General features: G+C 43.6%; 10 protein-coding genes. 9 read left to right on the top strand and 1 reads right to left on the bottom strand.

Features of this window, described 5'->3' with window-relative positions; translation table 11 throughout:
- The first annotated feature begins 353 nt into the window (after window positions 1-353).
- From AB5213_RS06995 to AB5213_RS06985, 3 genes are read left to right on the top strand one after another with little or no spacing between them, the layout of a single operon-like run.
- On the top strand, window positions 354-1,742 hold the full coding sequence (locus AB5213_RS06995) for a 2-isopropylmalate synthase (RefSeq protein WP_055248879.1): 1,389 nt from the start codon (window positions 354-356) through the stop codon (window positions 1,740-1,742).
- Between the two features lie 22 nt (window positions 1,743-1,764).
- Window positions 1,765-2,403, top strand: coding sequence for a GntR family transcriptional regulator (locus AB5213_RS06990; RefSeq protein ID WP_055248874.1), 639 nt, complete (start codon window positions 1,765-1,767; stop codon window positions 2,401-2,403).
- Between the two features lie 19 nt (window positions 2,404-2,422).
- A complete protein-coding gene (locus AB5213_RS06985) occupies window positions 2,423-3,619 on the top strand; it encodes an NADP-dependent isocitrate dehydrogenase (protein ID WP_055156697.1) in 1,197 nt (398 codons plus the stop codon).
- Window positions 3,620-3,676: 57 nt separating this feature from the next.
- Here AB5213_RS06985 and AB5213_RS06980 read toward each other — a convergent pair whose 3' ends face one another.
- Entirely contained in the window at window positions 3,677-5,584 is a 1,908-nt protein-coding gene (locus tag AB5213_RS06980; protein ID WP_022219886.1) for an ABC-F family ATP-binding cassette domain-containing protein, read from the bottom strand.
- 158 nt (window positions 5,585-5,742) lie between these two features.
- Between AB5213_RS06980 and AB5213_RS06975 the strand changes: the two genes are divergently transcribed.
- The 6 genes from AB5213_RS06975 (at window position 5,743) to AB5213_RS06950 (ending at window position 11,243) form a co-directional block, all read left to right on the top strand.
- On the top strand, window positions 5,743-6,390 hold the full coding sequence (locus tag AB5213_RS06975) for a redox-sensing transcriptional repressor Rex (protein ID WP_022219887.1): 648 nt from the start codon (window positions 5,743-5,745) through the stop codon (window positions 6,388-6,390).
- An 80-nt stretch (window positions 6,391-6,470) separates the two neighbouring features.
- Window positions 6,471-7,994 carry a bifunctional ADP-dependent NAD(P)H-hydrate dehydratase/NAD(P)H-hydrate epimerase gene (locus AB5213_RS06970; RefSeq protein ID WP_022219888.1) on the top strand — a complete coding sequence of 508 codons (1,524 nt, stop codon included), beginning with the start codon at window positions 6,471-6,473 and terminating at the stop codon, window positions 7,992-7,994.
- Window positions 7,991-9,154 (top strand): alanine racemase, encoded by a 1,164-nt coding sequence (gene alr / locus AB5213_RS06965; protein ID WP_055156700.1) that lies wholly within the window; start codon window positions 7,991-7,993, stop codon window positions 9,152-9,154. The genes AB5213_RS06970 and alr overlap by 4 nt, the downstream gene beginning before the upstream one ends.
- A gap of 90 nt (window positions 9,155-9,244) precedes the next feature.
- Window positions 9,245-9,592: a type II toxin-antitoxin system PemK/MazF family toxin gene (locus AB5213_RS06960; RefSeq protein ID WP_022219890.1), complete on the top strand. Its 348-nt coding sequence runs from the start codon at window positions 9,245-9,247 to the stop codon at window positions 9,590-9,592.
- 52 nt (window positions 9,593-9,644) lie between these two features.
- Window positions 9,645-10,457, top strand: a complete 813-nt coding sequence (locus AB5213_RS06955) for a hemolysin family protein (RefSeq protein ID WP_243872203.1) — start codon at window positions 9,645-9,647, stop codon at window positions 10,455-10,457.
- A 51-nt stretch (window positions 10,458-10,508) separates the two neighbouring features.
- Complete coding sequence (locus AB5213_RS06950; RefSeq protein ID WP_022219892.1) at window positions 10,509-11,243, top strand: YebC/PmpR family DNA-binding transcriptional regulator; 735 nt, start codon at window positions 10,509-10,511, stop codon at window positions 11,241-11,243.
- Window positions 11,244-11,256 lie beyond the last annotated feature (13 nt).

Below are 11,256 nucleotides of genomic sequence, written 5' to 3'. Positions count from 1 at the left end.
TTATACAGCTTAAGCAACAAGATGGATAATTCCTTACTGGCTGTAAGGGATATTAACCATAAATATATTGTAGTAGGATTGGAAGAGATTCTTTTTCTCGCCCGGCCAATGAACGGTATTGGTTAAAAGGGCAGGACTGCTTCATAGTGAGGGAGAGGGGATAGAGACTGCAAATGTGATTGGGTGCTTGTTAAAGACGGGAGATATAGATGGAAAAATATGGAAATTTAACCAATTAGCACTTTAATTGAATGAAATACTGGGTTAAAGTCACGAAATGAGGAAAATGGGGTTGACATCGAAGGTATAGTTGTATACAATAATACAAAAATACAGGTCAGGGAGTGACGGTTATGGAAAATAGAAAGGTTTATCTGGATAAGCATACAAATTTATTGCAACTTGAGGAGCATATGTACCCGCTGGTAGACGTGGACACACCGAATGTGTTCCGGAACCTGTTTCATTATGATGAGATTCCGAAGATTGCGTTTAATGATCGTATTGTACCGCACAGTATGCCGGATGAGATCTGGATCACGGATACGACATTCAGGGATGGACAGCAGTCGAGAGCACCCTATTCAACGGATCAGATTGTAACCATTTTCGATTATATGCACAGGCTTGGAGGTTCGCAGGGGAAGATTCGTCAGAGTGAATTTTTCTTATACAGCAAGAAAGACCGTGATGCCGTATATAAATGTATGGAAAGAGGTTATAAGTTCCCGGAGATCACAAGCTGGATCCGTGCAAATAAAAAGGATTTTGAGCTGGTAAAAGATCTGGGAATGAAGGAAACCGGAATTCTGGTAAGCTGTTCGGATTATCATATTTTTTATAAACTGAAGATGACAAGACGAGAGGCGATGGAACATTATTTGTCAGTTATACGTGAATGTCTGGAGACCGGTGTCAGTCCAAGATGTCATCTGGAAGATATTACCAGATCGGATATTTATGGATTTGTCATTCCATTCTGTCTGGAACTGATGCATCTGATGGAAGAATATCAGATTCCGGTGAAGATCCGTGTCTGTGATACAATGGGATACGGAGTCAACTATCCGGGGGCTGTGATTCCTCGTTCCATTCCGGGTATCATTTACGGACTCAGAGTACATGCAGGTGTACCGAGTGAACTGATCGAATTCCACGGACATAATGATTTTTACAAGGCAGTCAACAATTCAACAACGGCCTGGCTTTATGGAGCATGTGGTGTGAACTGTTCCTTGTTTGGAATCGGTGAACGTACCGGCAATACGCCGCTGGAAGCGATGATTTTTGAATATGCGCAGCTTCGCGGAACGCTGGATGGTATGGATACAACGGTGATTACTGAACTGGCAGAATATTATGAAAAAGAGATTGGATACCAGATTCCGCCGCGTACCCCGTTTGTCGGAAAGAATTTCAATGTAACCCGTGCGGGGATCCATGCAGACGGACTGTTAAAGAACGAAGAAATCTACAATGTGTTTGATACCGGCAAGTTTCTGAACCGTCCACCGCTGGTTGCTGTGTCAAATACTTCCGGTCTTGCAGGTATTGCACACTGGATAAATACATATTATCACCTGAAAAATGAGAAACAGGTAGACAAGAATTCCATTTTAGTTGTAGAATTGAAGAAGTGGGTTGACGCGGAATATGAATCCGGCCGTGTGACCGTACTCACAGATCAGGAACTAATCCGGGAGATTGAGAGAATCTGTGACGAAAAGGGGATTACAATCTAACGAAATTCAGGAGAGAGATAAAATGGAAGAGTATTCATTGAGAAGTCAGGTTTTTCAGACCATCAGAGATGACATTCTGAAAGGTAAGTATGAAGAAAATGACGAACTCAGGGAAGCAACATTGGGGAAGGAACTTGGAGTTAGCCGTACACCGGTAAGAGAGGCACTTAGACAGCTGGAACTGGAGGGACTGGTGAACATCATCCCAAATAAAGGAGCTTATGTTACCGGTATTTCCGATAAGGATGTACATGATATTTATATGATTCGTTCCATGCTGGAAGGATTATGCGTCCGTTGGGCAACAGAACATATTACACAGGAGCAGCTGGAAGAACTGGATGAGATCATTCTTTTATCCGAGTATCATATGGATAAAGGACATTCCGATCAGCTGACAGAGCTGGATGGAAGATTCCATCAGATTCTGTATGAGGCATCACAGAGCAGGATTCTGGATCATGTGCTTTCAGATTTTCACAAATATGTACAGCTTGCAAGAAGGACTTCCGTTAAGACAGAAGAGCGTGCGATCAAGTCGATTGGTGAGCATAACGAGATCCTGAATGCCATCAAGGCGAAGGATGCGGAAAAAGCCGGCAATCTGGCAACGATCCATATTATGCATGTTATGGAGAACCTGCATATCGAAGAAAAATAGCCAAAAAGGAGACGAAGTTATGAGTAAAATTCAGATGACGACACCGATTGTTGAGATGGACGGAGATGAGATGACCAGAATTCTCTGGAGGATGATAAAAGATGATCTTCTTCTGCCGTATATCGATCTTAAGACAGATTATTATGATCTTGGATTGGAACACCGCAATGAGACAGATGACCAAGTTACAGTTGATTCGGCTAATGCGACAAAGAAGTACAAAGTAGCAGTCAAATGTGCGACCATTACACCGAATGCGGCAAGAGTAAAAGAATATGAACTCAAAGAGATGTGGAAGAGTCCGAACGGAACAATCCGTGCGATTCTGGATGGAACGGTATTTCGTGCTCCAATCGTGGTAAAAGGAATTGAACCATGTGTAAAGAACTGGAAGAAGCCGATCACGATTGCCCGTCATGCTTATGGGGATGTATATAAAGGAACCGAGATGAAGATTCCGGGACCTGGAAAGGCAGAGCTGGTCTACACGGCACCTGACGGAACAGAGACAAGAGAGCTGATCCATAATTTCGATGGAGCAGGTATTATCCAGGGAATGCACAATATCAATGCATCGATTGAAAGTTTTGCAAGAAGCTGTTTTAGTTATGCACTGGATACAAAGCAGGATCTTTGGTTTGCAACAAAAGATACCATTTCCAAAAAATATGACCATACTTTCAAAGATATCTTCCAGGAGATCTTTGATGCGGAGTATAAGAACCTTTTTGATGAAGCGGGAATTGAATATTTCTACACACTGATCGATGATGCGGTAGCCCGTGTAATGAAGTCAGAGGGTGGTTATATCTGGGCATGTAAGAATTATGACGGGGATGTGATGAGTGATATGGTTTCCTCAGCATTTGGTTCACTTGCCATGATGACATCTGTACTGGTATCACCGGAAGGCTTTTATGAATATGAAGCTGCACATGGAACAGTACAGCGTCATTATTATAAACACCTGAAAGGGGAAGAGACTTCAACAAACTCTGTTGCAACAATTTTTGCATGGACAGGAGCTTTGCGCAAGAGAGGAGAACTGGATGGGAACCAGGAACTGATGGATTTTGCAGACCGTTTGGAAAAAGCAACGATTGATACGATTGAAGAGGGTTATATGACAAAGGATCTGGCAATGATCACAACTCTTCCGGAGGTACATGTACTGAACAGTGAAGGGTTTATTAAAGCGATTGCAGAAAGATTATAAAAAGAGCAGGGAATGCATGAAGGGCGTATCTCTGACAGGAAAATGGGAAGAACTGGCTTATTCAGCCAGTTCTTCCCATTTTTCATAGAGTTCTTCGAGTTCTGCTTCGTTTGCTGCTTTTTCTTTTGCCAGTTCCTGGCATTTAACAGAATTCGTATAGACTTCTTCCTGCATCATCAGTTCATCGATTTTGCCATTACGTGTTTCCAGAACACCGATACGTTCTTCTGTTTTCTTCAGGTCGTTCTGCCTTTTACGGAGACGTGCCTGTTCTTCTTTCTGTTCCTGCCAGCTTAGTTTGGATTCGGAAACCTGCGCCGGTGCGTCTTCGGAAGCAGCTGTGGAAACAGCCGGGGTCAGAAGATCTTTTTTCTCCAGATAATAATCATAGTTGCCGATATAATTTACAAAGGTATTGCCGGTCAGTTCCAGAATACGGGTGGCAGTCTGGTTGATGAAATAACGGTCGTGGGATACATAAAGTATCGTACCGGTATAATCGTTCAGAGCCCGCTCAAGAATTTCCTTGGAAGTGATGTCCAGATGATTGGTTGGCTCATCGAGGATCAGAAAATTTGCATTGGAGAGCATCAGCTTTGCCAGAGATACACGTCCCCTTTCACCACCACTTAAATCACCGATCAGCTTGAAAACATCATCTCCGGTAAAAAGAAAAGCCGCAAGCATGTTCCGGATCTGTGTGTTGGTAAGTGTCGGATAATCATCGGAAATTTCTTCAAAGATCGTCTTATCCATATGAAGGACGTGGTGTTCCTGATCGTAGTAACCAATCTCCACATTGGCACCCAGTGTAAAGGAACCGCTGTCTGCCTGGATCACATTGTTCAGAATCTTGAGAAGCGTAGTTTTTCCGGTTCCGTTGTCGCCAATGATGGCTATATGTTCCCCACGCTTGATCTCGAAACTGATATCGGTGAAAAGTGTCTGTGGCGGAAAGGCTTTGCTTAATCCTTTGACAGAAAGGACATCATTGCCACTGACACGGGAAGGCTCCAGCTTCAGATGGATGTCAGTGTTGATCTCCATCGGTTTGTCTACAAGCGTCATCTTGTCCAACATTTTTTCCCGACTTTCGGCACGCTTGATGGATTTCTCACGGTTAAATGAACGGAGCTTTTCAATCACGGCTTCTTGATGTTTGATCTCACGCTGCTGATTCAAGTATTCTTTTAATCTGGCTTCTCTGAGCTGTTCTTTTTTGACAGCAAAATCAGAATAATTGCCCATATAAGTATGAAGCTGTCCCTGCTCGACTTCAATCACCTTTGTAACCACACGGTTCAGGAAATAGCGGTCGTGGGATACGATAAGAACAGCACCCGGATAATTCAGAAGATAGGTTTCCAGCCATGCGATGGAGTTCATATCCAGGTGGTTTGTTGGTTCATCCAGAAGCAGGACGTCAGGCTTGGTAAGAAGGAGTTTGCCAAGAGATACACGGGTCTTCTGACCACCGGATAAAGAATCTACGGGTTTAGTAAATTCTTCTTCTGTAAATCCGAGACCTTTTAGAACGCCGGTAAGCTCACTTTTATAAGCGTAACCGTCTGCGTGCTCAAATGCAGAAGTCAGTCTCTGATAAGTGGCAAGACGTGCTTCAAGAGCATCTCCGGAAAGAGACGGAAGCTCTATCTCGATTGTACGGATCTGCTTTTCCATCTCAATGACTTCGGCTTTTGCCGTGCGGACTTCTTCATAAATGGTATTGCCGCTTTCCATCTCCTGATGCTGTGCAAGGTAGCCGAGAGTTTTGCCTTTGGTAAGAACAACCGTCCCTGCATCGGGAGAAAGCTGTCCTACGATCATCTTGAGGATCGTGGATTTGCCGGCTCCGTTAAGACCTACAAGAGCAGCTTTTTCATGGTTCTCTATATGAAAGGATCCGTCTTTTACGATGACCTGATCCCCAAAACTTTTTGACAGATTATGACATGCCAGTATCATTTTTATATCCTCCTGTTAAAGTGGCAATTATGTTACTGCTCACAGTAACATAATTATAGCTGAAATACGACAAAAAACAACTATAAAATTTGACTTTTTCACTAGATTCTTATATAATTAAAAATAATGAGTCAAAAAATAGGAAGGTGGAAGTGAAAGTGGCATCAAGAGAAATATCTCAGGCAGTAATAAGGAGACTTCCGCGGTATTATCGTTATTTAGGGGAACTACTGGAGAGCGGAGTCGAACGGATATCATCCAATGAATTAAGTAAAAGAATGAAAGTAACTGCTTCACAGATCCGTCAGGATCTGAATAATTTTGGTGGATTTGGACAGCAGGGATATGGCTATAATGTAAAGTATCTTTATACAGAGATAGGTAAGATCCTTGGACTGAACGAGAAACATAAATTCGTTATCATTGGAGCAGGAAATCTTGGACAGGCACTGGCGAACTATGCAGCATTTGAAAATCGGGGATTTGTTTTAAAAGGGCTGTTTGACGTAAACCCAAGGCTTGCCGGATTGACGATCCGTGGAGTTGAGATCCGTATGATGGATGAATTGAAGGATTTTGTGAAAGAAAACGATATTGAGATCGGGGTTCTTACGATTCCGAAGACAAAAGCAGTAGAGGTTGCCAATCTCCTGGTAGATAATGGAGTTAAGGCTATCTGGAATTTTGCGCATACAGATCTGAATCTGCCGGATAATATTATTGTTGAGAATGTTCATTTGTCTGAAAGTCTGATGAGATTATCTTATAATATCACCAGATACAATGAAGAACATGAAGGAAAGTAGGCAAAGCAGACCAGAAGGCAGAGGTGCAGGAAAATTTTTTCCTGCACCTTTTTGAAAATTAAATGTATGGGAGACCGGATATGAAAGAAATACTGACAGCAGATCAGATGAGAAGATCGGATCAGAGAATGATACAGAAGATGCAGGTCCCGTCCCTTGTCCTGATGGAACGGGCGGCACTTCAGTGTGTGGCTGCGATGAAAGCAGAAGACATAGATTTGTCGAAAGCATTGGTCGTGTGTGGAAGTGGCAATAACGGTGGTGACGGATTCGCAATTGCAAGGATGCTCGTAGAAGAAGGAAATCATCCAGATGTAGTATTGGTCGGAAATTATGACCATCGTAGTGAAGAAACAAAAATCCAGATGAAAATTCTGGAAAATCTGGGAATATCTGTAGGAAACAGTTTGCCACAGAAAGAATATAGTGTTATTATAGATGCCGTATTCGGTATTGGCCTATCCCGTGAAATAAAAGGCAGATACGCAGAGGTGATTGATCAGATGAATCGGATGACTGCCTGTAAGGTGGCAGTCGACACTCCTTCAGGGATCCGTTCGGATGATGGAAAAGTGCTTGGAACGGCATTTAAAGCAGATCTTACAGTGACCTTTGCGTTTCAGAAGATGGGACAGATCCTATATCCGGGATGTGAGTATACAGGAAAGCTTGTTACAGCGCCGATCGGAATTACCAGACCGGAGTTTTTTGCGGAAGAAGAAATCTGCATGGCACTTGAAAAATCCGATGTGCCGGCAATGCTGCCGCAAAGGAAACCGGATTCTAATAAAGGGACTTATGGAAAGGTTCTGATGATTACCGGAAGCAAAGGAATGTCTGGTGCAGCATATTTAAGTGCCAGGGCAGCATATCTTTCGGGAGCAGGTCTTGTCCGGATTTATACGGAGGAAAGTAACCGGGCAATCTTACAGGAACTTTTACCGGAGGCGGTAATGACGACCTATTCTCTGGATGAGACAGAATCATTTGAAGAACTTCCGGATTTGCTGGAATGGGCGGATGTGCTCTGTATTGGATGCGGACTCGGTATGGGACCGCATTCGGAGGAATTACTGAAAAAGGTGCTTGAAAATAATAAAACCCCGGCTGTTATTGATGCGGACGGACTGAACCTTCTGGCAAAGACCGATGAGTGGGGGATCGAACAGATTCGGATGAATCCTTCCGGATATGTACTTACTCCACATATGAAAGAAATGTCCAGACTGACCGGATACAGCGTACAGGAATTAAAAGACAACAGAAGAGAGCTATTAAGGAAATATACAGAAAAAGTCCATGCTGTCTGTGTACTGAAAGACAGCAGGACACTTGTGAAAGCGCCAGAGGGAAGGCTTATGATCAATACCACCGGTAATGCGGCAATGGCAAAGGCCGGATCGGGAGATGTGCTTGCAGGAATGATCACCGGACTTATGGCACAGCATATGAGACCGGATGATGCCGCTGTGCTTGGCGTTTATCTGCATGGCCTGTGCGGAGATCATGCCAGAAAAGAACTTGGCTCTTACAGTGTGCTTGCGGGTGATCTCTTGAAAATGCTCGGCAGAACACTTAAGGAATTGGAGGATATGACAGAATGAAGAAATACAGCAGACTGCGTGCGGTGATCGATCTGGATGCGGTGATGTATAACATGGAAATGATGCATGCAAATATAGAAAAAGGAACCAAGATGGTCGTGGTCATCAAGACAGATGGTTATGGTCATGGAGCGGTGCCGATTTCAAGAATGCTGGAAGATGTGGACTATGTCTGGGGCTATGCGGTCGCAACTCTGGATGAAGGTGTTGTACTCAGAAAAGCCGGCATTCAGAAGCCGATTCTTTGCCTGGGATGTATTTTCCCGGACCAGATGGAAGAGATGATCCGTCATGAGATCCGCATGACAACCTACAGCTATGAGCTTGCGAAGCTTGCGGATGAGACCGCATACCGTATGGGGAAGAAGGCATATCTGCACATTAAGATCGATACAGGAATGTCAAGACTTGGCTTTCCGGTAGCGAAAGAAAGTGTAGAGGAGATCCTTAAGATCGGCAGACTTGTTTATACGGATTGCGAAGGAATGTTTACCCATTTTTCAAAGGCAGATGAGACGGATAAGACCACGACACTGGAACAGATCCGTGCTTTTCTGTGGATGAAAGAACATCTTGCAGCAGAAGGTATGGAATTTACTTATTATCACTGTGCAAACAGTGCAAGTATCATTGATATGCCAAAGCTTGGAATGAATCTGGAGAGAGCCGGGATTTCTACCTATGGACTGTATCCGTCAGATGAAGTCAATAAGGAGGCAGTTCCGCTCCGGCCGGCAATGGAGCTGATCGCGCATGTGACTTATGTGAAATGGATTGAAAAGGGTACGGAAGTCAGCTACGGAGGCACCTTTGTTGCCCCGAAAAGGATGCAGATCGCCACGATCCCGACGGGATATGGAGACGGATACCCAAGAAGTCTTTCCAACAAAGGATATGTTCTGATCCATGGTCAGAAGGCGCCGATCCTTGGCAGAGTCTGTATGGATCAGTTTATGGTAGATGTGACCGGAATTCCGGATGTGAAATTTGGTGACAGGGCAACACTGGTCGGCCACGATGGGGATGCTTATCTTTCAATAGATGAACTTGCCAACCTGAGCGGTAGATTTAACTATGAATTTATCTGTGATATCAATAAACGTGTTCCGAGGGAATATCTGCGTGACGGAAAAGTTGTAGAGCAGGTCGATTATTTCTAAAATGCGGGGATGCACTTCGAAAGAGATATGAATACAGCAGGAGAAAGCTGGCAATAATGAAAGTATCTTGATAAGCGGAGTGTGAAAGAAGTGCAGATCAGGCGTGGAGATATTTATTATGCGGATTTAAGTCCGGTAGTCGGTTCGGAGCAGGGCGGTGTGCGTCCGGTTCTTGTCATCCAGAATGATGTCGGGAACCGGCACAGTCCGACCGTTATCTGTGCCGCGATCACTTCAAGGATGAATAAAGCGAAGCTGCCGACACATGTGGAAATCGATGCAAAAAGGTACAGAATCGTCAAGGATTCTGTTGTCCTTCTGGAGCAGATTCGGACGATCGATAAACAGAGACTGAAGGATTACGTGTGCCGGGTAGACAAAGAGCTTATGAGAAAAGTCGATGAAGCGCTGTGCGTCAGCCTGATGCTTCATACATAAAAGAGGAGAAGTATGGAAAGCAATGGAAACGGAAGGTAATTTACTTCAGAAAATGAAAAATGTATTTTCTGACAATGAAGATAAAGAGAAAATTGCAGAAGAAATCATTGAAAAAGTACTGGAAGGCTATGAAAAAGGTGTTCTGACAAGACGTGAGATGAAGATGATCACCAACATTTTTGAATATATGGATTCGGATGCAAAAGATATCATGACGCACCGGAAAAATATCGTAGCACTGGATGGAGAGGAATCTCTGGAAAAAGCACTTACCTTTATGCTGGAGGAGAACAAATCCAGATTCCCGGTTTATGAAGAAGATATTGACAACATTGTGGGGATTCTTCATATCCGGGATGCGATGCAGAGCTACCTGGACGGTCCGGCAAGGAAAAAACCGGTGCATGATCTGAAGGATGCCATCCGTCCGGCAGGATTTATCCCGGAAACAAAGGCGATTGACAAACTGTTTCAACAGATGCAGCAGGACAAGAGCCATATGGTGATCGTGCTGGATGAGTATGGACAGACATCAGGGATCGTTACGATGGAAGATATTGTAGAAGAAATCGTTGGAAATATCCAGGATGAGTATGATGAGGAAGAAGAGCTGATCATCAAACAGGCAGATGGTACATATATCGTGGATGGTATGACACAGCTGGAGGATCTGGAAGAGCTTCTGGGAATCAGTTTCAACGAAGAAGATTACGATACGATCAATGGTTATCTGATCGACTGCCTGGACAGAATTCCTTCGGAAGATGAAGAATGTCAGGTGGAATTCGGAGGCTATCTGTTCCATGTATTGTCAGTTGATAATAATACAATACGCAAAGTCCTTGTCAGTAGGACAAAAAAGTGATAAAATAGTACAATTGAGAATAGTAAAAATACTGAAGAGAGGTAAAAAGTAATGTCAGGACATTCAAAATTTGCGAATATCAAGCATAAAAAAGAAAAAAACGACGCAGCAAAAGGAAAAGTATTCACGAAGATCGGTCGTGAAATCGCTGTAGCAGTCAAAGAAGGAGGCGGAGCTGATCCGGCTAACAACAGCAGACTCCGTGATGCGATTGCAAAGGCAAAAGCAAATAATATGCCAAATGACAATATTGACAGAAGTATCAAAAAAGCAGCCGGAGACGGAGATGCTAACAACTACGAACACATCGTATACGAAGGATACGGACCGAACGGAACTGCAATCATCGTTGATGCACTTACTGATAACCGTAACCGTACTGCTTCTAATGTAAGAAGCGCTTTCACAAAGGGAAAAGGAAATATCGGAACCAGTGGATGTGTTTCTTTCATGTTTGATCAGAAAGGACAGATCATTGTCGATAAAGAAGAATGTGAACTGGATGCAGATGATCTGATGATGCAGGCACTGGATGCAGGAGCAGAAGATTTTTCGGAAGAAGAGGACAGCTTTGAAATTCTTACAGATCCGAATGATTTCAGTGAGGTTCGTCTTGCTCTGGAAGAAGCGGGTATTCCGATGGCAAGCGCAGAAGTTACAATGATTCCACAGACATGGGTAACTTTGGACAACGAAGAAGATATCAAGAACATTCAGAAGACACTTGATCTTCTTGAAGATGATGATGATGTACAGGAAGTATATCATAACTGGGAAGAAGCATAGGATCGATTCCGGG

This window comes from Coprococcus sp. RTP21204st1_G4_RTP21204_210225 (genome assembly GCF_040915385.1).
GTDB lineage: Bacteria > Bacillota > Clostridia > Lachnospirales > Lachnospiraceae > Allocoprococcus > Allocoprococcus comes.
The sequence above is the reverse complement of the archived record's forward strand: the minus strand, read 5'-3'. Positions and strand labels throughout refer to the sequence as shown.

Coding starts and splice junctions, on each gene's coding strand:
- AB5213_RS06995 (WP_055248879.1), top strand. CDS start 354: ATGGAAAATAGAAAGGTTTATCTGGATAAGCATACAAATTTATTGCAA.
- AB5213_RS06990 (WP_055248874.1), top strand. CDS start 1,765: ATGGAAGAGTATTCATTGAGAAGTCAGGTTTTTCAGACCATCAGAGAT.
- AB5213_RS06985 (WP_055156697.1), top strand. CDS start 2,423: ATGAGTAAAATTCAGATGACGACACCGATTGTTGAGATGGACGGAGAT.
- AB5213_RS06980 (WP_022219886.1), bottom strand. CDS start 5,584: ATGATACTGGCATGTCATAATCTGTCAAAAAGTTTTGGGGATCAGGTC.
- AB5213_RS06970 (WP_022219888.1), top strand. CDS start 6,471: ATGAAAGAAATACTGACAGCAGATCAGATGAGAAGATCGGATCAGAGA.
- alr (WP_055156700.1), top strand. CDS start 7,991: ATGAAGAAATACAGCAGACTGCGTGCGGTGATCGATCTGGATGCGGTG.
- AB5213_RS06955 (WP_243872203.1), top strand. CDS start 9,645: ATGAAAAATGTATTTTCTGACAATGAAGATAAAGAGAAAATTGCAGAA.
- AB5213_RS06950 (WP_022219892.1), top strand. CDS start 10,509: ATGTCAGGACATTCAAAATTTGCGAATATCAAGCATAAAAAAGAAAAA.